Annotated in this window: 20 protein-coding genes, 1 tRNA gene and 1 pseudogene; 19 read left to right on the top strand and 3 right to left on the bottom strand. The window is 55.0% G+C overall.

Annotation, left to right across the window (positions count from 1 at the left end; translation table 11 throughout):
* Positions 1-3: 3 nt before the first annotated feature.
* Genes RWV98_RS11385 through RWV98_RS11350 form a run of 8 tightly spaced genes read left to right on the top strand, consistent with a single transcriptional unit; the run spans position 4 to position 9407 of the window.
* Positions 4-981: an ABC transporter permease gene (locus RWV98_RS11385; protein ID WP_317860826.1), complete on the top strand. Its 978-nt coding sequence runs from the start codon at positions 4-6 to the stop codon at positions 979-981.
* A gap of 27 nt (positions 982-1008) precedes the next feature.
* Positions 1009-2520 (top strand): sugar ABC transporter ATP-binding protein, encoded by a 1512-nt coding sequence (locus RWV98_RS11380; RefSeq protein ID WP_317860824.1) that lies wholly within the window; start codon positions 1009-1011, stop codon positions 2518-2520.
* A 15-nt stretch (positions 2521-2535) separates the two neighbouring features.
* Positions 2536-2988 (top strand): hypothetical protein, encoded by a 453-nt coding sequence (locus RWV98_RS11375; protein WP_317860822.1) that lies wholly within the window; start codon positions 2536-2538, stop codon positions 2986-2988.
* 39 nt (positions 2989-3027) lie between these two features.
* Positions 3028-5319, top strand: coding sequence for a pyruvate formate lyase family protein (locus tag RWV98_RS11370; RefSeq protein WP_317860820.1), 2292 nt, complete (start codon positions 3028-3030; stop codon positions 5317-5319).
* Positions 5300-6190 (top strand): glycyl-radical enzyme activating protein, encoded by an 891-nt coding sequence (locus tag RWV98_RS11365; RefSeq protein ID WP_317860818.1) that lies wholly within the window; start codon positions 5300-5302, stop codon positions 6188-6190. The genes RWV98_RS11370 and RWV98_RS11365 overlap by 20 nt, the downstream gene beginning before the upstream one ends.
* Before the next feature lie 14 nt (positions 6191-6204).
* On the top strand, positions 6205-7668 hold the full coding sequence (locus RWV98_RS11360) for an aldehyde dehydrogenase family protein (RefSeq protein WP_317860816.1): 1464 nt from the start codon (positions 6205-6207) through the stop codon (positions 7666-7668).
* Positions 7669-7671: 3 nt separating this feature from the next.
* The gene (locus RWV98_RS11355; protein ID WP_317860814.1) at positions 7672-8478 is read left to right on the top strand and encodes a transketolase; all 807 of its coding nucleotides are present in this window, start codon (positions 7672-7674) and stop codon (positions 8476-8478) included.
* A 2-nt stretch (positions 8479-8480) separates the two neighbouring features.
* Positions 8481-9407 carry a transketolase family protein gene (locus RWV98_RS11350; protein WP_317860812.1) on the top strand — a complete coding sequence of 309 codons (927 nt, stop codon included), beginning with the start codon at positions 8481-8483 and terminating at the stop codon, positions 9405-9407.
* A gap of 332 nt (positions 9408-9739) precedes the next feature.
* Here RWV98_RS11350 and RWV98_RS11345 read toward each other — a convergent pair.
* A tRNA-Ala gene (locus RWV98_RS11345) sits at positions 9740-9815 on the bottom strand.
* 153 nt (positions 9816-9968) lie between these two features.
* Between RWV98_RS11345 and RWV98_RS11340 the strand changes: the two are divergent.
* Positions 9969-11361: pseudogene (locus RWV98_RS11340) on the top strand (glycine--tRNA ligase).
* A gap of 74 nt (positions 11362-11435) precedes the next feature.
* Here the strand turns inward: RWV98_RS11340 and RWV98_RS11335 are convergent.
* Both RWV98_RS11335 and RWV98_RS11330 read right to left on the bottom strand, forming a co-directional pair.
* Complete coding sequence (locus RWV98_RS11335) at positions 11436-13040, bottom strand: response regulator (RefSeq protein ID WP_280960669.1); 1605 nt, start codon at positions 13038-13040, stop codon at positions 11436-11438.
* The gene (locus RWV98_RS11330; protein WP_280960668.1) at positions 13018-14790 is read right to left on the bottom strand and encodes a sensor histidine kinase; all 1773 of its coding nucleotides are present in this window, start codon (positions 14788-14790) and stop codon (positions 13018-13020) included. Before RWV98_RS11330 ends, RWV98_RS11335 begins: the two co-directional genes overlap by 23 nt.
* A 501-nt stretch (positions 14791-15291) precedes the next feature.
* Here RWV98_RS11330 and RWV98_RS11325 point away from each other — a divergent pair.
* From RWV98_RS11325 to RWV98_RS11280, 10 genes are all read left to right on the top strand, one after another.
* Positions 15292-16614: an ABC transporter substrate-binding protein gene (locus RWV98_RS11325; RefSeq protein ID WP_317860810.1), complete on the top strand. Its 1323-nt coding sequence runs from the start codon at positions 15292-15294 to the stop codon at positions 16612-16614.
* Positions 16615-16709: 95 nt separating this feature from the next.
* Positions 16710-17582, top strand: a complete 873-nt coding sequence (locus tag RWV98_RS11320; protein ID WP_280960666.1) for a carbohydrate ABC transporter permease — start codon at positions 16710-16712, stop codon at positions 17580-17582.
* A 14-nt stretch (positions 17583-17596) separates the two neighbouring features.
* Positions 17597-18442 carry a carbohydrate ABC transporter permease gene (locus RWV98_RS11315; protein WP_317860808.1) on the top strand — a complete coding sequence of 282 codons (846 nt, stop codon included), beginning with the start codon at positions 17597-17599 and terminating at the stop codon, positions 18440-18442.
* Between the two features lie 16 nt (positions 18443-18458).
* Complete coding sequence (locus RWV98_RS11310; RefSeq protein WP_317860806.1) at positions 18459-19571, top strand: ABC transporter ATP-binding protein; 1113 nt, start codon at positions 18459-18461, stop codon at positions 19569-19571.
* 28 nt (positions 19572-19599) lie between these two features.
* The gene (locus tag RWV98_RS11305; RefSeq protein WP_317860804.1) at positions 19600-20289 is read left to right on the top strand and encodes a YesL family protein; all 690 of its coding nucleotides are present in this window, start codon (positions 19600-19602) and stop codon (positions 20287-20289) included.
* Entirely contained in the window at positions 20286-21374 is a 1089-nt protein-coding gene (locus RWV98_RS11300; protein WP_317860802.1) for a Gfo/Idh/MocA family protein, read from the top strand. Before RWV98_RS11305 ends, RWV98_RS11300 begins: the two co-directional genes overlap by 4 nt.
* A 12-nt stretch (positions 21375-21386) precedes the next feature.
* Entirely contained in the window at positions 21387-22286 is a 900-nt protein-coding gene (locus RWV98_RS11295) for a sugar phosphate isomerase/epimerase family protein (protein WP_317860800.1), read from the top strand.
* A 13-nt stretch (positions 22287-22299) separates the two neighbouring features.
* Complete coding sequence (locus RWV98_RS11290) at positions 22300-23022, top strand: glucosamine-6-phosphate deaminase (RefSeq protein WP_317860798.1); 723 nt, start codon at positions 22300-22302, stop codon at positions 23020-23022.
* Positions 23019-24077 carry a PfkB family carbohydrate kinase gene (locus tag RWV98_RS11285; RefSeq protein WP_317860796.1) on the top strand — a complete coding sequence of 353 codons (1059 nt, stop codon included), beginning with the start codon at positions 23019-23021 and terminating at the stop codon, positions 24075-24077. Before RWV98_RS11290 ends, RWV98_RS11285 begins: the two co-directional genes overlap by 4 nt.
* 434 nt (positions 24078-24511) lie before the next feature.
* Positions 24512-25807, top strand: a complete 1296-nt coding sequence (locus RWV98_RS11280) for an O-acetylhomoserine aminocarboxypropyltransferase/cysteine synthase family protein (RefSeq protein WP_317860794.1) — start codon at positions 24512-24514, stop codon at positions 25805-25807.
* Positions 25808-25811: the final 4 nt, after the last annotated feature.

Raw genomic sequence — 25811 nt, 5'->3', positions numbered from 1 at the left:
TTCATGTCAATTAGTTTCTTGAGAAAGATTGGTAAAAGACGCGAAATCGGTGTCTTTTGCGGTCTGATCATTATGATCGTTTTCTTTTCCATCATAACGCCCAAATTTACCCGCATGGTGAATATCCTCAATATCGTGCGGCAGGTATCCCTTACCGGTATTTTATCGATGGGCATGTCGCTGGTCATACTCTTAGGCGAAATCGACCTTTCCGCTGGCGCGGTATATTTTATGAGCGGCGTAACCTGTGCGCTGCTCGTGACAAATGGTGTACCGTTTATCCCTGCGATACTGATCAGCCTATTGGTGGGTATGTTGTTGGGCGCTGCAAATGGCTTGCTCGTAGCGAAGGTGGGGCTGCCGTCCTTTATCGCCACGCTGGGCATGACAAACGTGGCGCGTGGTTTGGGACAAACTATCTCCGGCGGTATCGTTATTTCATTGACGGCGAATTCCGTAAAAACGAGTGGGCTGGATATATTCACCTTCTTTGGCGTTGGAAAGCTTCTCGATGTTTTCCCTATGCTAGCGATTTGTTTTGCGGCGCTAGCGGTGATTACTTACTTTCTGGTACATAAAACGGTGTTTGGCTTTCGCTTAAAAGCGGTAGGTGGAAACGCCAACGCATCCAAGGTGGTAGGCGTCAATATCGATAAAATCAAGGTCATCGTATTCCTGTTTGAAGGTCTCATGGCAGCTGCGGCGGGGGTGCTGGGGTTGGCTTGGCTCGGCTCGGTACAGGGAACAACGGGCGATGGTATGGAGCTTGATGCGATTGCAGCTGTTATCATTGGAGGTACGAGTACGACCGGCGGCGAAGGCTCGATTGTCGGCACAGTCATAGGCGTACTGATCATGGGTGTACTGAAGAACGGACTGGTGCTGTTGGGTGTAACTTCGTTCGTACAGACGATCGTGGTAGGGTTGGTAGTTATCGGTTCAGTAGCATTCGATATTATCACGACCAAACGCAAGCGCTGAGTGGACGCATGGAAAGACGGTGAAAGCATGCAAGAAATGATTCGGTTTGAGCATTTATGTAAAAGCTACGGCGGTATACGCGCGCTGGATGATGTTTCGTTTTCTATTCATAAGGGCGAAGTGCATGCCATCGTGGGTGAAAACGGCGCTGGTAAATCGACGCTTATGAACATTTTGGGCGGTGTGCGCGCGGGTGATTCGGGGAAAATCTTTCTAGAAGGACAAGCAATTCGGTTTTCCTCACCGATTGAGGCGCGGCAGCGAGGAATTTCCACGGTGTTTCAGGAGTTGATGCTCTGTGAAAATCTGGATGTGGCAGGTAATATCTATTTAGGACGCGAGCTGCGAAAAGGCGCGGGGCTGGACTGGAAGGCTATGCATGCACAGGCCGCGGAAATTTTACGTTCCTATGGATTGGATTTCTCTTCGGATACGCAGCTAAAGGAACTGACCGTGGCGCAGATGCAAATGCTTGAAATAGCGCGGGCACTAAGCAGCAACGCAAAAGTGCTGATTCTAGACGAGCCGACCTCTTCTTTGACCGAGAATGAGACACGCAAGCTGTTTGATCATATTAAGCGACTCAAGCAGCAAGGAGTGACCATTCTGTTTATTTCTCACCGTCTGGAGGAAATTTTCTATATCTCCGACCGTATCAGCGTCATGCGAAACGGCGGCTATATTACAACGTTGGAGACGAAAGAAACGGATATGCAGACGGTCGTCAATTATATTGCAGGCAAAAATTTAACGCATGAAACGGTAGCGCGGCAAGATCGCACACAGATGCCGGCTGTTCTGGAGGCAATCAATTTGTCTGATGGGAAAATATTTCATCATATCTCCTTTCGGCTGCACCAAGGCGAAATTCTGGGATTCTATGGTCTGCAAGGTTCGGGACGTACAGAGATTATTGAGACGATCTACGGCTTGCGCAAACGGAAAAGCGGCTCGGTCAGGATACATGGAAAAGAGTGTGCCTTTCGGTCGGCGAACGATGCAATTAACGCCGGTATAGGCATTGTGACGGAGGATCGTAAGCTATGGGGCATTTTTTCGTTGATGTCCATACGTGAAAATATTGGAATAATCCAAAAGGAGCTGATTAAAGGGCGTTTGGGGCTGCTCAGCCATCGCAAAATGGAGAAGCTGGCGCAGCAGTATTCTGATAGTCTGCATGTAAAAACAGATACCATTGAAAACCGTATTACGAACCTTTCCGGCGGTAATCAGCAAAAGGCGCTGATCGCACGCATGCTGTCTCGCGCACCGGAAATTATTTTGATGGACGAACCAACTCGCGGCGTCGATGTGGGTGCGAAAGCGGAAATATTCACCATCATGCGAAAGCTGCGCGATCAAGGAAAATCTATGATTGTGATCAGTTCAGAAATCGAGGAGGTGATCACCGAGTGCGACCGTGTGATCGTTATGCATGAAGGCGTTATCAGCGGAGAATTGCGCGGGGCTCAAATCAGTAAAGCTAACATTTTGGAAGCAGCTTTTGCCAATACAAAAAACCGAACGACTGAAATATGATAGGAGGATTCATTCATGGAAATTAGGATTCAGGAGCTGGCGGAAGCAAAGGTTTCCGGCATCCGATATTGCAGGAAAGACGAATTGCCGTCACATAAGGAAGCGTATTTTGACTGGACAGCCTTTCCGTTAATTTCCACGCTTGACAGTACGCAAGTCACCTGCGGTTTTCTCAAGGCATGGCACTGTGTTCCGGAGTTTCACATGATCGAAACGCATCCGGATAAGGAAATCTTTTATTTTATCAAGGGGACGTGTCTGATGCTGCTTTGCGACATGAGAGACGGCGCGCCTGACTTGGATAGCGCACAGATTGTGCGTATACGCGAGGGCACCTGCGTGGAGATCGAAGGAAACAAAGCGCATTTCGTGGCGGTGCCGGATTCAGACTATTATGAGGCGCTGGTGGTAGCACCGGTACAGGAAGGGCCACGGATGGAGCTGCCGGAACCAGTTTTGGCTGTATAAAAGCGTTTTAGAAAGCAAAACGGCAAAGGAAGTATAGTAATGACAGAGCGGATAGCAAAACGGGTACAAGCGCTGTTCCAGACATCGGATGAGGCGTTTTTTTACGAGCGGGCGATCCTGTTGGAAGAGGCGTATCAGATTTACGAAAAAGAGCCGGTGGGCCGCAGATATGCGCATGCGTTTGCATATTTGCTGGATCATATCACGATTGTCGTGCATCCTGATGAACTATTGGTAGGTGCGGTCAAGGAGATCATACCCGATGTGACGCAAGAAAAAGTATATCAGCAAATTCTCGAAAAACCGGGCAATCAATTTGACATGCAGGATGGATTCGGCTTTGAAAGTCTGGGGCTGTTGCATCGCTCGGAATGGGTCAAACGGTATGCGCCGGAATGGTTTTTCTCTTACGGACATCATAAGTATTCCATTGAAAGCGTGCTGGAAAAGGGATTTGGCGGATTGCGCGCGTTTATGAGCAAACGACTGTCAAACGATCTGCTGAATGCGGAACAACGCGAGTTTTATGAAAACGGCATCATAATCTGCGACGCGATCGAACGATACGCGACGCGCACAGCCGAGACGCTACGACGGCAGGCAGTCGATCAGACAGAACAGGCACGTCGGGCGGAGCTGTTGCAAATGGCAAGGAATTTTGAGCGTATACCCATGCATCCAGCCGGTAGCTTTTATGAAGCGATTCAAACGGTGTGGTTCCTGCAAAATATCAATTCCAATATTTGCGGCGCACGCGATTATGCGTTTGGCAGCTTTGACCAATACATGTATCCCTACTATAAGAGGGACATTGCAAATGGGAAACTTACGAAGGCGTTTGCGCTGGAGCTGATCGAAAGCTTTTTCATCAAAACTAATGAAACGATAGGTTTCTGCGTCTATTTTTACAATCCGAAGCGTACGCTTTCCAACCATAGCGTACAGTATATCTACGTTGGGGGAGAGGATGAACAAGGGAACGACCGCATCAATGCACTTTCCTGGTTAATGCTGGAGGCGCAGTCGGAATTAAAACTACACCAGCCGACCTTGTACGTCCATTATCATAACAATCTGTCGCCGGCATTTCTACGTCGCGCGGTCGAAATCATTAAGGAGGGGCGTTGCGACCCGGCGTTTTATAATGACCGGGTCGTTGTGGAAGCGCTCAAGCATGCGGGCGTTGCGGAAGCGGACGCAAAACGCTTCACCCATTATGGCTGTTGCAATATCAATCTGGATTCCATGGAGGATGAGATTCGAGAAATCTGGAATATTATGCCCAAGCTTGTGGAGATCACGCTTAATAACGGCCACGATATGCTGACAGGCGAGCTACTGACCGCGGAAATATCACCGCTGGAGCAACTGACTGATATGGATGCAATCTACCGTGCGGTTAACGCCCATTTCAAAATCGCGCTGGAAAGGGCGATAGGCGTGACCGCTCGGGCGGATGCGGTCTGCAGGGAGAAAAAGACATTCTCCTTTGAATCGCTATTGCTGCCGTACTGCCTTGAAAACGGCGTTGATATGACAAAAAAAACGCAGTATAAGCACTGTAACGTGCACGCATGCGGCATGGCAACGGCGGGCGATTCCCTTTATGCGATCGATCGGCTGGTGTTTCGGGAAAAACGGCTGACGCTTCCTCAGCTTACCGATATCTTAAAGAGCAACTGGCAAGGGCAAGAGCAGCTTCAGGAAGAGGTGTACAGCACCTTTCCGAAGTTTGGAAACGATAATGACGATGTGGATCGTTTTACCGTTCGGTTGGCTAACGATTTTGTGCAGGAGGTCGCGCGCCATTCACCGATTCCCAATGAGCCGGATGGCTACGACCGATTACTGTTCCCCACGATTTATACGCTGAATCAGGCGATCGATATGGGCCGGGTGACGGCGGCTTCCGCGGATGGACGCAGCGCGGGGGATACCATATCAGAAAATCAGTCTCCCACTTATGGCGTTGACAGCTGCGGACCCACCGCATTCCTCAATTCAGTGGCAAAGTTACCATTCGAGTACACGGCAGGCGGCGGACTAAATTTCAGCATCCAGCCTGAACTAGTGCGCGGCGAAATCGGAACTGAGAATTTAATGCGGCTGATAAAGGGGTATTTTGAGCAGGGCGGCCTTCATATCCAAATTATGATCACAGACGAAAAGGTGCTGGAGGATGCACGGCAAAACCCGGAGATGCACCGGAATCTGCTGGTTCGTGTAACCGGTTATAGCGCCTATTTCGTGGTTTTGTCACCCGATCTACAGGAAGAGATCATTAACCGTACGAAAAAAAGTGGGGGAAGACATGAGGGGACGCATATTTGATATCCAGCGTTTCAGTACTGGTGATGGGCCGGGCATTCGTACCACGATTTTCTGTAAAGGCTGTCCACTGAATTGCGCATGGTGTCACAATCCGGAATCGCAGGTGTATGCCCCCGAGTTGCGCTATCGAGGACAGAGTTGTATCGGCTGTGGGCGGTGCGCAGCGGTTTGCAGGCAAGCCGTTCATTCGTTTATCACAACGGTACAGCACCGAATCGATCGCAAGCAATGCGTGGTTTGCGGCGATTGTGCTCGGGCCTGTCCCACTGGCGCGCTCCGTATAGCGGGCGAAGACATGGAGGTTGACGCAATCGTAAAGCAAGCGCTGCGGGATAAACCTTATTATGGCGATAACGGCGGCGTTACGCTGTCGGGTGGAGAACCAACGATGCAGCCGGCTTTTTCGCTGGAATTATTGCGCAAGCTGAAGCAAGCTCATCTTCATACCGCGCTTGATACCTGTGGTTATTGCAAATGGAGTGATTTAGAACCGTTGTTGCCCTATACGGATCTGGTGCTGTATGATTTAAAGCATATGGATTCGGAGATGCACAGCCGAATGACAGGAGTGGACAATTCGCTGATCTTAACCAATTTTCAAAGGATTCAAGCGTGGGAAACCCCAATATGGGTGCGTGTTCCGCTGATTCCGGACTATAACGATTCGGAAGAAAACGCAAGGGCGCTTGGAGTGTTCCTAAAACCATACCCGCAGGTTAAGGTGGATATTTTACCCTACCATGGCTATGGGGAACCTAAATATCAAGAAATTGGACGTACCTATCACATGAAAAACAATACCGTGCCAACGGACGAAGCAGTAAATCGTTTTGCGGCTGCTGTGGAGAAGCAGCGAAATGCACTAAGCTAAAGGAGGACGACCCTATGCAAATGATAATCGGCGGTCGAAAAGCCGATTCGGCGGACGGAAAAACGTTTGATGTTATCGCACCCGCGACGATGCAGGTGATCGACAGCGTGCCGTCCGCTGCCAAAACAGATGTCGACCGCGCGGTGGCATACGCACGGTTGGGTGCAAAAGAGTGGGCGGCTGTGCCGCTATATGAACGAATTCAAACGGTTTACCGCTTTGCGGATCTACTGGAGCAGCCGGAGCATTTCCAACGGTTAGTAGAATTTGAGTGCACGGAAAATGGAAAGCCCATCCGCATGGCTGAGGAGGATATTCACGTGAGCGCATATATATGCCGTGCGTTTGCGGAGAAAGCTCGCAACTTTTCGGGCGATATGATCCCCAGTGAATGCGAAGAGGGGACAAAGGACGATTTGATCCTGACCCTTTATGAGCCGCTTGGCGTGGTGGCGTGCATCGTACCGTTCAATTACCCGACCAACCTTTATTGCTTCAAGGCCATACCTGCGCTGCTGATGGGCAACGCAGTGATTGTCAAGCCTGCATCGGACACCCCGCTGGCCAACATCTACATTACCGAGCTGCTGCTGAAGGCCGGCGTTCTACCGAACGCGATTCAGATCGTGACGGGCGGCGGAGGAACAGTCGGAAACTGGCTGACTGATCACCCGGACATAGATGCGGTCAGCGTAACCGGCAGCTGTCAGGCGGGCAAACAGATCATGACCAACTGCGCCAAGCATTTGCACCACTGCCATATGGAGTTGGGAGGCAATGATCCGCTCATTGTTTTCGACGATTGTGATCTCGACCTTGCTATTCAGGAGACCGTTGCCGGGCGGATAGGCAACGCAGGTCAAACCTGCTGTGCGAGCAAGCGTTATATCGTGCAGAACACCATTCGTCCGCAGTTTGTCGAGAAGCTAAAAACCGCGCTTGAGCAGGTGAAAACCGGCGATTTGTACGATTATGATACCGACATGGGACCGGTTATCAGCAAAAAGGCCGCGATCGAGGTGGAACAGCAAATTCAAAAGACAATCGAACAGGGTGCGTTCTGTGTGTGCGGAGGGCATCGCTACAAGCACACCTACATTGAGCCTACGCTGCTGGACGCGGTGACCACTGATATGGATGTGGCGCACGATATGGAAATTTTTGGACCAGTGTTCCCGGTCATCGGCTTTGACACAATCGATGAAGCGCTTGCAATCGCCAATGACATCCCTTATGGTCTGCAAAGCGCGGTCATGACGAATGATATTAAGAAGGCGCTGTATGTCGCCAGACGGATGGAAGCGGGAGCGTGCATCATCAACGGTAGCTCGAACTACCGCCACAACCATCAAGCATTCGGCGGCCGCAAAATGACCGGCATTGGCGGGCACGAAGGCGTATCCTATACGCTCGCCGAAATGTGCAACACCAAAACTATTGCGCTAAAGCGTATTTTTGATACGAAAGGAATCGGGTGACCTATGGAAGTTTCAGCGCAAACCTGTGCCCGGTTGAGATGCAATGTACTGACCATGCTACACGCGGCGGGCTCAGGTCATGCGGGAGGTTCGCTTTCATGCATCGAGTTGCTGACGGCGCTTTATGGAGAAATTATGCGGGTCGACCCAAGACATCCCACCGCCCCAGACCGCGATCGCTTCGTATTGTCCAAGGGACACGCCGCGCCCGCCCTCTATGCGGTACTGGCAGAGATGGGGTATTTCCCAAAGGAAGATATGCAAACGCTGCGCCGTTTGGGCAGCCGTTTACAGGGACATCCGGACAAAAACAAGCTGCCCGGCATCGATATGTCTACCGGTTCGCTGGGGCAGGGCTTTTCCATCGCGGTCGGTATGGCGTTAGGAGCCAAACGATCGGGCAGTCCGGCTCATGTGTTTACGCTGACAGGGGATGGCGAGCAGCAAGAGGGTCTTTGCTGGGAGGCCGCGATGGCTGCCGCGCACTACCATTTGGACAACCTCACTGTGCTGGTTGACTGGAACGGCTTGCAAATTGACGGTGCAAATGACGAAGTCATGAGCCTTGGCGATCTGGCTGCAAAATATCGCGCGTTTGGGTTTACCGTATATGATGTGGATGGGCATGATCTGGATGCGATTGTGCATGCGCTGCATGGAAGCGGTTTCGGTAAGCCGAGATGCTTACTGGCGCATACGGTGAAGGGCAAGGGGGTGTCCTTCTATGAAAATCAAGTGGGTTCACACGGCGTGGTACCAAACGAAAAACAGCTTGCTGCGGCATTGGCCGAACTGCAAAAGGGGGCGTAAGAATGGCGGAGCTGATTGCGACCCGGGCGGCCTATGGCGAGACGCTTGTCCGACTGGGTGCGGAAAACCCTAGGCTCGTCGTGCTCGACGCCGACCTTGCGCACGCGACTATGACCAAGCATTTTGCAAAAGCCTTTCCTGAACGTTTTTTTAACGTTGGTATTGCGGAAGCTAACATGACCGATGTGGCCGCCGGCCTGTCGTCTATGGGGTATGTGCCCGTTGTTTCCACGTTTGCAGTGTTTGGAACCGGCCGTAATTTTGAACAGATTCGCAACGCTGTCTGCTATCCAAAAGCTAACGTGAAGTTAGCCATGACGCATGCGGGCATTAGCGTTGGGCCGGACGGCGGCAGTCACCAGTCTGTAGAAGATTTGGCTTTGATGCGATCGCTGCCGAATATGACTGTTTTATGCCCTGCCGATGCACGGGAAACGGAAAAAGCACTTCGCGCCGTTTTGCAAATGGACGGGCCCGCCTATCTGCGGCTGAGCCGTATGCCTTCCAGAGTGCTGCCGGATCAACCCTTTACCATAGGGAAAATAAATTGCCTGAGACAAGGCCGAGACAGCGCGATTTTTACCTGCGGTATCATGGTGGAGCGCGCGTTGGACGCGGCGGAAATCCTTTTGACGCAAGGAATCGACATTGCCGTATACAATGTGCACACGATCAAGCCGATAGACGTTGCGGTCGTGCATGCCTGCACCGCGAGATATGAACGTATCTTGACGCTGGAAGAACATTCAGTCATAGGAGGCTTAGGTGATGCGGTAGCGGCGGTGCTATGTGAACACGGTGGCTGCCGTCTGAAAAAGCTGGGTTTACAGGATACCTTCGGACAATCCGGCCAGCCGGAAGAACTGCTGCATCATTATCGTTTGGACGCTGAGAGTATCGCAGCAGACGCGGCAGCATTTCTTAAATAGTTTTCTTCCTCTCTTCTCCTTTATTTAGCGCTGCTTTAAAGTAGTGCTAAACAATAAGGGCGGCACTTCATCGGGTGCCGCCCTTATTGTATTGTATTTGGTTAAGGCTGTAAGCCTATGTAGAAACACGACCGGTAGGGAGTATTCCCATGAACAATTACCATTTGCGGACCGAAAAGTGCGCCGCAAGAAAAAAGATGCGGCAGATAAAAAAGACGAATCGTTCTTTTGTTTTTGCTGTATACAGAAAAATAGGCTGCGATATTTAAGGATGGTATATGGCTAAGTAATAAAAAACTGCACTCTATCATGATGATAAAGTGCAGTTTTTTTGGTGGACCTGAAGAGATTCGAACTCTCGACCTCTCGGATGCGAACCGAACGCTCTCCCAACTGAGCTACAGGCCCATATTCAAGTGAATCAAAGGAGTTTTTGGGGAAGTCTGCCGTAGTCCCTTGACAAGTAATAATTATATCGGTAGAATAGGTCTATGTCAAGCATTTTTTTCAGTTTGACGAAAAAAGCGCGTATCAGCCAGATGCGCCAAAAGGAGAATGATAATGAATAACAGCGAAAAGACCATGGAAAAGATCGTCGCACTTTGCAAGGGGCGCGGTTTTGTGTACGCGGGCAGCGAGATTTACGGCGGCCTCGCAAACACTTGGGACTACGGCCCCCTTGGCGTGGAGTTTAAAAACAACGTCAAGGCCGCATGGCGAAAGAAGTTCGTGCAGGAATCGCCGTATAACGTCGGTTTGGACGCGGCTATCCTGATGAACCCGACTGCTTGGGTCGCTTCGGGTCACGTGGGCGGCTTTTCCGATCCGCTGATGGATTGCAAGGACTGCAAGACCCGCCACCGCGCCGATCAACTGATCGAAGATACGACCGGCGAAAACCCGGCCGGCTGGTCCAACCAAAAAATGCTCGAATACATCAACGAGCACCAGATCGCGTGCCCGAACTGCGGCGGCCATAACTTTACCGATATCCGCCAGTTCAACCTGATGTTTAAAACCTTTCAGGGTGTTACCGAAAACGCAAAGAACGAAATCTACCTGCGCCCAGAGACCGCGCAGGGCATTTTCGTCAACTTCCAGAACATTCAGCGCACCACGCGCAGAAAGATTCCGTTCGGCGTAGGTCAGGTGGGCAAGTCTTTCCGCAACGAGATCACCCCCGGGCAACTTCACGTTCCGTACCCGCGAGTTCGAGCAGATGGAGCTGGAGTTTTTCTGCAAGCCCGGTACCGACCTTGAATGGTTTAAGTACTGGAAGGATTACTGCCACAACTGGCTGCTCTCGCTGGGCATGAAGGATGAGAACCTGCGCCTGCGCGATCACGACCCGGAGGAGCTTTCCCACTACTCCAACGCCACCACCGATATCGAGTTTATGTTCCCGTTCGGCTGGGGCGAGCTGTGGGGTATTGCGGACCGTACCGACTTTGACCTGACCCAGCACCAGAACACCTCGGGCGTATCCATGGAATACTTCGATCAGGAAGCGAACGAGAAGTATATCCCGTACGTGATCGAGCCTTCGCTCGGCGCCGACCGCGTCGCTCTCGCGTTCCTGTGCGAAGCGTACGACGAGGAGGTCGTCGGTCAGGATAAGAACGGCAAGGACGATATCCGCACCGTGCTGCGCCTGCATCCGGCGCTCGCACCGTTTAAGGCCGCCGTGCTGCCGCTTTCCAAGAAGCTGTCCGAGCAGGCCCAGCCTGTCTGGGAAAAGCTGGCCCAGAAGTGGAACGTCGACTTTGACGACGCCGGATCGATCGGCAAGCGTTACCGCCGCGAGGACGAGATCGGCACGCCATACTGCATCACGGTCGACTTTGAGACCGCTGAGGATAACTGCGTGACCGTGCGCGACCGCGACAGCATGGAGCAGGAGCGCGTTAAAATCGACGACCTGACCCATTACCTCGCCAAGAAACTGGCATATTAAGAAGCAAAAAAAGCGCCTTTCCCGTTTATGAGGGAAAGGCGCTTTTTTGCGGGTGCCGCGGCTCCGGTCAGCATTCACGGGGCGTGATCCGTGGAGGACGACTTTTCGCTTTCCGCTTGGCGAAAGTCCTTCGGCTTGACGCCGGTAAGCTTTTTGAAAATGCGTGAAAAGTACACCGGATCGGGAATGCCAACGCGCTCCGCGACTTCATAGGTTTTCAGTCCGGTCGTGAGCAGCAGCGTTTTCGCTTCTTCAATGCGTACATTCTGCACATAGGTGCTCAAATTTTCGCCGACCTCGCGCTTAAAAAGCTTGCTTAAGTAGCTGGGGCTGAGATACACTTGACCCGCCAGACTTTCGAGGGAAAGCTCCTCGGCGTAGTGCTGCGCGATATAAGCCTTGACCGAACGGATCAGTCCGTCCGCGTCCGCGGTGTCGCCGCCGGTCAGATCGAGCATTTGCTGAACGAAGGACAGCATATTTTGTTCAAGCGCTTCAGGGGAGCCGCCATCGATCAGCTTTTTCAGCGCGGGCAGGCTGCTTTCCGAAAGGTAGCCCTCGGTATCTGGCAAAAAAAGCAGACTGATACAGAACTGATGGATGTAAACACAAATGTTGCGCACCGTTTCCACGGGCAGTTTGTTTTCGCGCATGTAGGCGAATAGGCGGCGCAGGATATCGAGCGCGACCGTGCGCTGCCTGTTCTCAATCGCCGACTTGAGCAGCCGCAAATCGGAAAAGGTGCGTTCCGTCACCTGCTGCGGGATGGCGGGCATATCCTCAAAACACATGACAGGCCGTTCCGGCGAGTACTGCGCGAACTGGACGGCTTGCTCGGCCTGTTCGGCGGCGTCCGCCATCATCAGGGGATCGCAGCAGTGCAGGCTGACGCCGATGGACAGGGAAAAGCGGGGCAGACTGCCGATGATATCGACGGTTTCGACGCAGAGCGCTTCCAGCGTGGCGGATTCCGGCGCGCATACGACCGCGTAGCACATTTGATCGCCGCGCGGCACAAAGTGGACGGGGTATTCTTCCAAACACTCGGTCAGCACCTCCTGCGATTGCCGCAGGTAGGAGAGAAAATCGGATTCATCCTTCTCCGGGGCGAGGGGGGCGATATCCAGCCGCAGAACATAGTAGCTGGTCAGATCGAGACCGAGCTGCGCCATGCGGTTCAGCGCGAACAGATGGGACAGATCGACCCGATGGATCAGATCGTGCAGCAGCATGCCGCGCTCCAAACGCAGCGTCTGTTCGGATTGGTTCGCGAGCGCCCGCTCAAGCTCTTGACTGGATCGCTCCTGAAGAATGCGGGCCTTGGCCTTTTCGATCGCCTGTGTCAGGCTTTCGACCGAGGTCGGCTTTAAGACAAAATCCACCACGCGGTATTCGATCGCCCGCTGCGCGTATTCAAAATCGGGAAAACCGGTCAGGATGATGACCTGAATGCGTGGGTATTCTTCGCTGAGCCGCCGCGCCAGCTCCAAACCGTCCATGCCGGGCATGCGGATATCGCTGATGACGATATCGGGCTCGATATGGGCGATCTGTTCGATCGCGTCGATGCCGTCCTCCGCCTGCGCGGCGATCGTGCAATCGAGCGATTCCCAGCGGATGCAGTGGATCAGTCCTTTGCGGATCGCGGCTTCATTGTCAACAATCATCACTTTCAGCATCAGGGGCGCTCCTTTCTTCGGGTGAGGGGCCGCGGTCTACCGGCAGCGTGAGCAGGATATCGGTTCCGCGGCCGGGGGAAGAGGTCACCTGCATGCCGTATTGCCGCCCGTAAAGCAGTTGGATACGGCGGTTGATGTTGCCGAGCGCCACGTGGTTGTGGCGTGTGCTTTCATCGGCGCTTTCGGATATATCGAGGTTGACGAGCGACGGGTCGAAACCGATGCCGTCGTCCGACACGCGGATGCACATCGCTTCGGTCTCCTCCCAGATGCTGACGCGCACGGTGCCGCCGCCCCGCTTGTTTTCCAGCCCGTGCACAATGCTGTTTTCGACCAGCGGCTGAATGGTCAGCTTGGGCAGGTAATAGCCAAGCATGTCGGGATCCTCCAGATCGATCGAGTAGTTCAGCTTGTCCTCAAAACGCTCCTTTTGCAATTCCAGATAATAGCGCACGTAGCGCAGTTCCTCTTGCAGCGAGATGGTCTGTTTGTTTTTGTGCGTGATGTTGGCGCGCATCAGCTGGGCGAGGTTGGATACCGTGTGGCAGATGCCGGGTTCGCCCGCGGCCAGACACCGCATGTTGATCAGTTCCAGTACATTAAAGATGAAGTGGGGACGGATTTGGGATTCCAATAGGTTGAATTCCGCGTCCCGCAGCAAAAGACCCTTTTCGTATACCTCGTCGAACAGCTCTTCCAGACGGTCGGCCATGTCGTTAAAGGTCTCCGCCATGCGTTCGGTTTCGCGGTAGGGCGTGTCCTCCATGCGGGCGGTCAGGTCGCCGGTCGCAAGGCGGTCGATCTTTTGCAGCATCTGCCGCACGGGCTTATAGACCAGATAAAGCACGCCCGCGCCGAGCAGCAGTGTGATGACCAGCACAACGGCGGTAAAGAAAACGTATACCTTGACCGTCTCATTGGTCGTTTCAAAAATTTCGCTCTTGGGCACAAAAATATCGACTTGCACGCGGCTGGGGGAGAGCACGCGGCTGGCGTGGTAGTAGGATTTGCCCTCGACGTCGAGATAACCTTCGCCCGCGTCCGTCGCGGCGGTAGAGAACGCCTCGCTGTCCGGCGCGGCGAGCACGCGGCCGTCCGTCGAGCGGAGCAGCACCGCGGCCTGCTGATAGATCGAATCGATATAAGAGGTATCGACCAAGTGCGCCGCGTTCAGTTCGATAATCACCTTGCCAAGCGGGACCATGGTTTCCAGATCGAGAAAGTCGACGATAAAATAGCAATAGTCCGGCTGGTCGGGCAGGGTGTACAGGTCGCGCGCGGAGTTTTCCGTGCCGCATTGCTCATACACGTTCAAAATACGGTTGGCCGTGCCCAGAAAAATGCCGCTGCGCAGCAGCGACAGGTACTGACGCCCGTTTTTGACTAAATAGATGCCGGTGACCACGCTGGGATCGAGCTGATTGCCGAGAAAAAACGCGCGGCTGAGTCCCTCTTCCACGGCGAGCCGTTCCAGCTGATCGGGCATATCCTCGCGGCGCATGATGCTTTGCGTGCGGTCGTCGCTCATCAGATAATAAATGCTGTTGCGCAGCGTGTCAAGAATAGAGCTGCTGTGGTCGGCAAACTGATCGAGGTAGAAGGTAACGGTTTCCCGCGCGGTATTTTCCAGACGCGTGGAGACCGATGTGGTAAAATAAATGATAGAGCATAAAACCGGAACCACGACGAGCGCGCAGCACAGTACGACGGCGATCAGCGTAAGCGGCAGTTTCTTTCTCTTCGCTTTCATGCGGCGGTCTCCCTTCGGTAGTGGCGGCTCCTACTGTACCTCAGCGGCGGGCGAAAACATAGCGGTCAGCTCTTACTAATGTGCCGCTGGTGCTATAGTCATTTAATAAGTGGTATAATGGCCGTTCGCGGCCATTATACCACAGCGGCAAGCATTTTCGAAGTGTTAAAATACACTTATGCGCCGCTGGTGGTATAATTAATTTAATCAAAGTATAATAGCCGTTTTGCGGCTATTATACCATAGTTGCGTGCCCAAGGGAATAGCCAAGGGCGCGCGTCCGGTCAGATGGGACAAGATTTTACTAGGAACAGTGCAAGAAAAGTCTGTTTTTAAAAATACCGGCGCGGCCGGCGCGCAGGCGGGCAGGGAACAGAGCGGAATAATCCCAGTTTTGCGCCGCAGCATGAATTGTATGGTGCGCGGCTAAACGATATAATAAATCCATCAAAGGGGGAGCGGATGAAAAGACGCTCCAGAGAAAAAAGGAGGAACCCATTCATGAAGAAGAGAATGCTAGCGCTCATTTCGGCAGCGGCAATCATGGCGACCCTGCTCACCGGCTGCGGTGGGGACGGCAAACAGGGCGAGGCGGAACCGAACGCCGCCGGTGGCGACGGCGTGGTCACCATCAATTACCCGACGTTCCAGTGCGGCGTGAACACGGCGGCGACCGTGGTGGCCAAGCTGGTAGAGGAATTCAACGCGGAATATGCCGGCAAGTACCAGATCAAGCTGGAAGAAGTGCCGGGCGATGCAAACTATGTCGATAAGATTAAGGTACAGCTCGGCACGGGCGACCTGCCGCCGGTGGTTTACGGCGCGGGCTACAACCTGCTTGATCTGGCGCTGGCCAAGGATCTGGTCGTCGACCTGACCGATGCGGTCAACGCCGACCCCGAGTGGAAGGCGCTTTATTCGGAGGCGGCGCTCAACACCAACAGCCGCGACGGCAAAATCTATGCTTCGTCTGTCGAAGGCTCGGTCGTAGGCTACTTCTATAACAAGGAACTGTTCGAGCAGGCCGGCATCAAGGAGCCCGCCAAGACTTGGGACGAGTTCTTCCAGCAGTGCGACACGCTCAAGGCCGCGGGCATTACGCCGCTCGCGCTCGACACCGCGGATTCCGCTTGGGTCACGCAGCTTTGGTGGGGCGCCATGGTCGCTACCTCGGGCGACGAAGGCCTGAAGTTCATGCAGACCATGAACCCGACCGATTACAATTTCCCCGCCATGGAAGACGCTGTGGGCAAGGTGCAGAAGATGCTCAAGGACTATACCACGCTTGACGCGATCGGCGGCAAGTATGAGCATGCGGCCAACAACTTCCTCTCCGGTCAGGCCGCGATGATCGCGAACGGTCCTTGGATGATCGGCGATTTCTCCGATACCACCAAGACCACCGCGGACTTTGCCGAAAAGGTCGGCTCCGCAATCTATCCGGACAGCTTCGTATACGACGCGCCGATCCAAGGCTACTTTGTCACCAAGCAGGACGATCCCAAGGTGGAGGAAGCCGCGATCGCGATGGTCAAGTTCTTCACCTCCGCCCATGCACAGCAGCTCGGTCTTGAAATGCAGGGCATGGTACCCGCTTCCTCTACCGTAGAGGTATCCGCGGAAGCCGAAAGCAAATACCCGTTGCTGGTTGAATTTCTGGGTCAGGCCGCTGACGCGACCGTACGTACCGACAACATGCAGGCGACGATGTTCTCCAACCTGCTGGACGTAGTCAGCCAAGAGCTGCCGCGCCTGTATTCGACCGACCTCGATCCCGCCGGCTTCTGTCAGGCGCTGACCGACGCAGCCGCGAAGAATCAGTAAGACAAACCTTCACCCCCGAAAAAGGTACGGCAAAGGGGCCCCGCGGAAATGCTCCGCCGGGTCCCTTTTGCTGACAGGAAAGGAATGAAACGCACGTGAAAATTAAAAAAGGGTGGATTCCCGTCTTTCTGCTGCCCGCCGTCGTGCTGTTCCTGCTGATCTATGCGGTGCCGCTCATCATGGTGTTCGCCACCTCGATGTTCGACTACCGGCTGACCGGTCAGGGTATGACGTTTATTGGCTTTGATAACTACATCCGCCTGTTCCACGACCCGGATTTCTTCCAAGCGCTGACCAATACGGTCGTGTGGATCGGCATACAGTGCATCGTGCACGTGGCGCTGGGCACGTTTATCGCGCTGATCCTTTATAAAAAGCCGCGCGGCTGGAAATTTGTCCGTACCGCGTACATGGTGCCGAATATTATCTCGAACGCCGCGATCGGCATGATCTTCCTGAACATTTTCAACCCGCAGTTCGGCGTGATCAATTCGGTGCTCAAGGCGGTCGGGCTGGAAAGCCTGACGCACAACTGGTTGATGGATTCCTCCACGGCGTTCCCCTCGGTCACGCTGATCTGGGTGCTGTTCGCGGGCTACACGACAACGCTGGTACTCGCGCAGGCGCTTTCCATTGACGAATCTGTTTTAGAGGCCGCCCGCGTGGACGGCGCGACGCCCTTCCAGACCGATGTGTTCGTCGTGCTGCCGCTGCTGAAAAAGATCATTGGCACCACCATGGTCATGGCGGCGACCTATATGCTGCAAATGTTCGATCTGATCTACATTACGACCAACGGCGGCCCGGGCAAGGCGACGACCAACCTGCCGCTTTTGCTCTACGGCGTGTATAAGGGCGAAAACAACTATGGCTACGCCAACACGATCGGCGTGTTTATCGTTGTGATCGGCATCGTCGCGATGACGGTCATCAATAAGGCGCTCAAAGTCAACGAAGAGGATTATTAAGGAGGCGGCGAAACGTGAAAATTGCTCAAATGAATACAAAAGAGCGCGTTTTGTGCGTGCTTAAACACATTTTCCTCACCCTGTGCGTGTTCGTCGCACTGTTCCCGATCGTGTGGGTCATCATGTCCTCATTCAAGACAAACGCCGAAATATTGTCAAACGGCGTGGCGCTGCCCAAAAGCTTCAGCTTTGTCGGCTATAAGGACGCGCTGACGATCTCACCGATTCTCAGCTACTTTGGACACAGCGTGATCATCACGGTCGCGGCGACCGCTATGAACGTGCTGTTCCTCGCAATGGCGGCTTACGTGTTCGCGCGCTGCCGCTTCAAGGGCAGGGACGTGCTGTATTTCGTCCTGTCGCTCGCGATGGTCATCCCGATGACGGCGCTGCTGCATCCGGTGTACAGCGTCGTGCAGACGCTGGGCCTGTACGATACCAAGGCGGGGCTGATACTGGTGTACACCGCGCTCAACCTGCCGATGAGTCTGCTCATTCTGCGCGGCACGTTCCTATCGATCCCCAAGGCGCTGGAGGAAGCCGCCTATGTGGACGGCGCGGGCTTTGTGCGCACCTTCTTCCAGATCATGATGCCGTGCGCAAAGGGCGGCCTTACTTCGGCGGCCGTTCTGGCTTTCCTCAATTCATGGAATGAATTTACGTTCGCCTTGGTGCTGACTAGCGGCCAGTCCGCGCGCACGCTGCCCCTGTCGCTGAGCTACTTCACCGCGCAGTTCAGCTTTAACTACACGGCGATGTTCGCCGCGGTCACGATCGCGGTCATCCCGTCCATAATCGTGTTCGCGGTGTTCCAGGAGCAGGTCGTATCCAGCCTGACCGCCGGCTCCGTGAAGGAATGAGAAAGGGAGAAGCAAGATGGCAAGTATAACGCTCAAAAATATCGATAAGACCTACCCCGGTGACGTAAAGGTCATTGAAAACCTGAATCTCGAGATCAAGGATAAGGAATTTATCATTCTCGTCGGCCCGTCGGGCTGCGGCAAATCGACGACGCTGCGCATGATCGCGGGGCTGGAGGAAATCACGGGCGGCGAGCTTTCGATCGGCGACCGCGTGGTGAACGACGTAGCGCCCAAGGATCGCGATATCGCGATGGTATTCCAAAACTACGCGCTATATCCGCATATGACGGTGTATAAAAACATGGCGTTCGCGCTTTCGCTCCGCAAAGAGAGCAAGGAAGTGATCGACAAAAAAGTGCATGAGGCCGCCAAAATCCTCGACATCGAGCATTTGCTCAACCGCAAGCCCAAGGCGCTTTCGGGCGGCCAGCGGCAGCGCGTCGCATTGGGCCGCGCCATGGTGCGCGATCCCGCGGTTTTCCTGCTCGACGAGCCGCTTTCCAATCTGGACGCGAAGCTGCGCACCCAGATGCGCACCGAGATCACCAAGCTGCACAAGCGGCTTGAGACCACGTTTGTCTACGTGACCCATGATCAGACCGAAGCCATGACCATGGGCGACCGCATCGTCGTGATGAAGGACGGCGTGATCCAGCAGGTCGATACGCCGCAGAACCTGTACGACAGTCCCTGCAATCTTTTTGTCGCGGGCTTCATCGGTTCGCCGCAGATGAACTTTATCGATGCGACGCTGACGAAGAAAGACGGGGCCTATTGTGTCGATTTTGGTCCCTATTCCATCCCGCTGCACGAGGGCATGGCCGACCGCGCCGATCTGACCGCCTACGAAGGCAAGCCGGTCGTGCTAGGCGTACGGCCCGAGGACCTGCACACCGAGCCCGCCTTCCTTGACGCTTCGAGGGAGAGCGTGATCGAGCTGCACGTTGATCTGGCCGAGCTGATGGGCGCGGAGATCTATCTGTACGGCGATACCGCCGGCGTGCCGCTCACCGTGCGCGCGCCCAGCCGTGTGCAGGCCCGTGCGGGCGACACCGTGCGCCTTGCGGTGGACCGCAACAAAATGCACCTGTTTGATAAAGAAACCGAGCGGGTGATCAGCAACTGATCACGCGAAGCGAAAGAGGGGAGACGCCATGACGCTGTTCCGACCAAGCTACTTAAAGGAAGGACCCGGCATTGAAAAGGACGCGAAGCCCAAGGAGGGTCTCGCCCTGTTCTTTGAAATCCTCGGGCGCGAGTTCTGGCAAGTGCTGAAGCTAAACCTGCTGTTTCTGGCATGCGCGCTGCCGCTCTTTACCTTTGGCGCTGCGCGGTGTGCGCTCAGCCGCTGCACGATGAACATGGTGCGCGATAAGCCGAACGACGTATGGGCTGATTTCCGGCGGCAGTTCAAACAGGATTTTGGGAGAAATCTCGGATTCGGCCTTGCGGAGCTGTTTTGCATCGGCGTGCTGCTGCTGGTATGCGGCGCGCCTGCCGTGCGGCAGAGTCCGCTGCTGCTCGGCGCTGTGCTGATGGGCGCGGTGTTCGGCGGATTGTTCTTCGGCTACCTTTGGCCAATGGCTTCTTCCATGGAGCTTCCCACGCGGGCAATGGTAAAAAACGCGCTGATCCTGCCGCTCGCCTGCTTGCAGCACAGCCTGCCCGCGCTCGCGGTGGGCGCGGTGCTGCTCGGCCTGAGCCTGTGGCTGTTTCCGCTTTCGCTGCCGCTCGTGCTGTTCATCCCGTTTGGCCTTTCGAGCTTTGTCATGAGCTTTGCCGCGTGGTCGGATATCAAGCGGCTGATCGTTCGTAAAAACAACAATGGAGGAAATGAAACATGATTAAAATTGGCGTTATCGGTCTGGGCGAGGTTTCTCAGTGCATGCACCTGCCGATCCTACAGGATATGTGCGAGCAATATGAGGTGACGGCGGTTTCCGACGTCGCGCCCTCGCTGGTTAATTTTATCGCGAAGAAATACCACATCAAGGATACTTATCTGGACGCGATCGAGCTGATCGAAAAAGCGGATATCGACGCGGTGCTCATTCTGTCGCCCGACCAGTACCACGGCGAATACGCCGCGCGCGCGTTAAAGGCGGGCAAGCACGTGTTTGTGGAAAAGCCGGTCACGCTGTGTCTGGACGAGCTGAACGAGCTGATCGAACTGAAGAAGCAGTATCCGGATCAGATCGTCATGGTGGGATACATGCGCCGCTATGCGGGGCCGTACCTAAAGGCCAAGGAGATATTGACCGAAAAGCCCATGAAGACCGAATATTTGCGCTTCCGCGACATCATCCTTGAAGCGCCGTTCTTTATCGGTCAGACGAGACCGATCTTCTATCCGAGCGATGTGCCCGCTGAGGTCATAAAAGAGGGCGGCGCGCGCCGCCGCCAGCATCTGGACCGCGCGATCGGCGCGGACGCGACCGACGAGATGCGCATCACCTATCAGATGATGACCGGCCTTGGCTGCCACTCCTTCGCCGCCGTGCGCGAGCTGTTCGGCGTGCCGAAGAAGATCCATTCGGTCACGACCGCCGCGAACGGAGAGCAGGTCGTTATCGTGATGGAGTTCGAGGACGGTTTCCTCGGTACATACGAGCTGGTCAACAACCAGAACATCGTACAGTTTGACGCCGCGATTGAGGTGTTCCAGAAGACGCGCAAGGTGCTGGTCAAGTACGAAACGCCCTATCTGCGCTATCAGCCGGCGGCGGTGCAGGTGACCGAATCGAACGACGCCGATACCAAGACCACCACCTACGGCCCCGACTTCCACGATGCGTTCCACACCGAACTGAAGCTGTTGGCTGAATGCATCGAGACCGGCAAGCAGCCCAAGACCAATCTGGAGGACGCCGTGGCGGATCTCGTGCTGTTCCGCGAGATCATCCGCGTGATGAAAGAGCAGAAGGGATAAGGAGAAACGGATATGAGTCATGTAAAGATCGCGACCGCGCCCTGCTCTTGGGGCGTTTGGTACGCCGACGGCACGCCCTCGGGCACGCCGTATGAGGTGTTTCTCGATCAGGCGGCCGAGGCGGGCTATAAGGCTTTGGAGCTGGGCCCGGACGGCTATCTGCCGACCGATGAAGCAAAGCTGCGGGAAGAGCTGCAAAAGCGCGGCCTTGCGGTATGCGCGGGCACGGCCTGTTATCAATTTGATCAGGGCGCGTCATTTGCCGATTTCCGCCCGCGCGTCGAAGCGCTGTGCAAGCGCCTGAACGCGCTGGGCGCCAAGTATCTGGTGACGATGGACGAATCCGACGTGGGCCTGTACAGCGAGAAGAAGAAGGATATGGACGCCGCCGTGTGGAACGCGTTTTTGGGCAAGATCCGCGACATGGGCGAGTATACCAAAAACGAGTTCGGCATCGAGGTGGTCTATCATCCGCATATCAAGACCATGATCGAGTACGAGGAGGAGATCGTCCGCCTGATGGACTATACCGGCCTGAACCTCTGCTTTGATACGGGCCATCACGCCTATGACAACGGTAACGGCCAGCCCGGCGATCCGTCGGCGCCCAATTTTATGCGCCGCTTTGTCAGCCGTATCGCCTACCTGCACTTCAAACAGGTGGACGGCGCGGTGTACAAAAAGGTTATGGCGGAGCATATCGATTCGGATACCGCGTTCGATATTAACGTGATGTGCGACCTGCCGGACGGCATCATCGATTTTAAAGAAGTGAAGAAGGCGATGGACGATATCGGTTTTTCAGGCATCGCGGTGGTCGAATCCGACATGCCGCGCGCCACGACGGCGCAGGCTTTCGCTTCGGCCAAACGCAATCTGAATTACCTGCGCGATATCCATATCATCGACTGAGGAGGAATATTCGGTGAAAATTATTGTTTGCAAGGATTACGAGGAAATGAGCGCGCGCGCCGCCGCGCTCGCCGCGGACAGCGTGCGCGAGAACCCGCAGGCGCTCATCAGCTTTCCGGGCGGCGATACGCCGCGCGGCATGGTGCACGCCTTCGCCGATCTGGTCAACGCGGGCGAGGTCGATATCGCGCGGGCGCGCTATGTTTCGCTGGACGAGTGGGTGGGGCTGTCGAATGAGGACGAGGGCTCCTGCGGCCTGTTCAACCGCGCGGAGTTTTTGAGCCGTCTCCAAAAGCCGTTTCTCGATCTGCATATCATCAACGGCAAGGCGGAAGATATCGAAGCCGAGCGCCGGGAGCTCGACGCTTATATCGCCTCCTATGGTCCGCTGGACGTATCGGTGCTCGGCATCGGCATGAACGGGCATCTGGGCTTTAACGAGGATGGCGTTGATTTTGGACTGAACGCCCATATCATTCCGCTGTCCGATACGACCAAGCGGGTCATGACCAAGTATTTCGGCGAGAAGTTCCACCCGGAATACGGCATCTCGCAGGGCATCGCCCAGATCATGGCGGCAAAAAAGGTTATTCTAATCGCGAACGGCGCGCACAAGGCGGAGATCATCGAAAAAGCGGTGCGCGGCGAGGTGACCAACCGTGTGCCCGCCAGCGTGCTGCAAAACCACCCGAACTGCTACGTTGTGGTGGATGAAGCGGCCGCTGCCCGGCTGTGAGCCGCTTTGACGGCCTGCTAGAACGGCGGGCCGAGATCGCGCGGAAAAAGCTTACCGTTGGGTTTGACGGGTTTACGGATCTGATCGTGCGCCCGCTTCGGCAGGCCGCTACGGCGGATACGCCCGCGCAGCCGTTCGATACCATCCGACAGTTCGGCGAGTTTTTGGTCGGCAAGGCGGAAAAGAGCTGCTCGGTCGAATTGAAAGTGGAGGCGCGCCAGCTCGGCGGCAACCTGCCGTTTTTGTCGCGCGGCGCGGGCGGTCTGGGGCTGGATGTGAGCTGCATCGGCATGCTGGGCGACGGGGCGGTGGAAGAGCCGTTCCGCCGCATGCCGTGCACGCTTTACCCGTTCGCCCCCTCGGGGCAATCCACCTGCATGGAGTTTCAGGACGGCAAGGTCATGCTCGCGGCGGATTGCACGCTGCCGGGCGACCCTTGGCAAACCGTGCTGGACGCAACGGACGGCCGCGCGCCCGCGCTTTTTGAAGGGGCCGATCTGATCGCGCTGGTCAACTGGAGCGAACTATCCTTTTCACACAATCTATGGCGGCACGCGCTAAAAACGCTTGATTCTACGGATAAAACGAGGTTCGCGTTTTTCGACTTGTGCGACGTGTCCCGCAAAACGGCGGAGCAGATCGACGCGGTGCTGCGCCTGATTGGCGGCTTTGCCGAAAAACGCACCGCCGTTTTAAGCCTGAACGAAAACGAAGCGCTCACCGTATCCGCCGCTGTGCTGAACAGCGCGGGGGAGATCGAGGATATCGCAAACGCGCTGCGTGGCAAGTATGGGATCGACGAGGTGCTCGTTCACACCCTGCGCGACAGCCTGCTGCTGACCGCGCGCGGTGTGACCCGGCTTGCGACGGATTTTGTGGAAGAACCGAAGATATCGACCGGCGCGGGCGATAATTTTAACGCCGCCTCGTGCTTTGCCGCGGTCATGGGCATGGAGGACGGCGACCGTGTGGCGTTTGCCAACGCCTTTGCCCATTTTTACATCCAAAACGGCTATAACCCAAGCCTGACCGAGCTGTTGGACAGTCTGCATTGAGTGCGAAAAAAGGGGCTGTAGAATAAATTTTCACAAATGAATAGAAAACTGTTGCAAAGCGAAGAATGCTACCAATTTTGTTATTCTGAGAAGCGAAGCGACGAAGAATCTCGCGCGAACGCGCGTTCCCAGCGTAAATTCCGCGCGTTCGCGCGAGATTCTTCACTTCGTTCAGAATGACATTTGGGTACTCTTCTATTTTGCAACAGTTTTTTTACAGCCCCCTTTTTTCTTTTCTTTTGAAAAGAACTTGACAGGGAAGGCAAGGTACGGTATAATTCCCATAAATCCTATTTAAATAATATGAATTGAGGCGCGACCATGAATTATCTATTTGAAGAGCTGCTGCGCGCCAATTTTCGGTTTGGGCGAATGTGAAGCTGCTTTTTACAAGGGAAACGAAAGCAAAACGAGTAAAAAGGAGATTTATCATCATGGCAAAGATACAGAACACCGAGAACTGGGCGTTTGAGACCAAGCAGCTGCATATCGGGCAGGAGAGCCCCGACCCCGCGAGCGACGCGCGCGCGGTGCCGATCTATCAAACCACTTCCTATGTATTCCGCGACTGCGCGCACGCGGCGGCGCGGTTCGACCTTTCGGACGCGGGCAATATTTACGGCCGCCTGAATAATTCAACGCAGGACGTGTTTGAAAAGCGCATGGCTGCGCTGGAAGGCGGCGCGGCGGCGCTCGCGGTCGCTTCCGGTGCGGCGGCCGTCGCGTATGCCTTGCAGGGTCTGGCCGCGGGCGGCGGGCATATCGTCGCCGCGAAGACGATTTACGGCGGCACCTACAACCTACTGGCGCAAACGCTGCCCGCTTACGGCATCGAGACTACTTTTGTCGACCCGGACGAACCGGAGAATTTTGCCGCCGCGATCCGGCCGAATACCAAGCTTTTATTCTGCGAAACACTGGGCAACCCAAATTCCAATCTGGTTGATCTGGATTCTGTCGCGGCGGTCGCACACGCGCACGGCGTGCCGTTTGTGGTCGATTCGACCTTTGCAACGCCTTATCTGCTTCGCCCGATCGAGCACGGCGCGGATATCGTCATCCACTCGGCGACGAAATTCATCGGCGGGCACGGCACTTCGCTTGGCGGCGTGATCGTAGAGGGCGGCGCGTTCGATTGGAAGGCCTCTGGCAAATTCCCCGCACTCAGCGAGCCCAATCCGAGCTACCACGGCATGGTGTTTGCGGACGCGGCCGGTCCGGCGGCGTTTGTCACTTATCTGCGCGCCATCCTGTTGCGCGATACGGGCGCGGTAATCTCGCCGTTCAACGCCTTTCTGCTTCTGCAAGGGCTGGAAACGCTTTCGCTCCGCGTAGAGCGCCATGTGGAGAACGCGATCGCGGTGGTCGAATTTTTAAAGGATCATCCGAAGGTTGCGCGCGTCAATCATCCTTCGTTGCCGGACAGCCCGTACCGCGCGCTGTATGAGCGGTATTTCCCTCATGGCGCGGGATCGATCTTTACCTTTGATATCAAGGGCGGCGCAAAGGAAGCGCAGGCGTTCATCGACCGGCTACAGCTGTTTTCGCTGCTCGCCAATGTGGCGGATGCGAAAAGCCTTGTCATTCACCCGGCGACCACAACCCACGGCCAGTTGACCGAAGCCGAGCTGGCCGAGCAGGGCATCCGCCCCGGCACGGTCCGGCTGTCCATCGGCATTGAAAATATCCGCGATATTCTAGCCGATCTCAAGCAGGCGCTGGCGGATTAAAGCC

This window comes from Agathobaculum sp. NTUH-O15-33 (assembly GCF_033193315.1).
GTDB lineage: Bacteria > Bacillota > Clostridia > Oscillospirales > Butyricicoccaceae > Agathobaculum > Agathobaculum faecihominis_A.
This window is presented reverse-complemented; position numbering and strand designations above follow the sequence as displayed.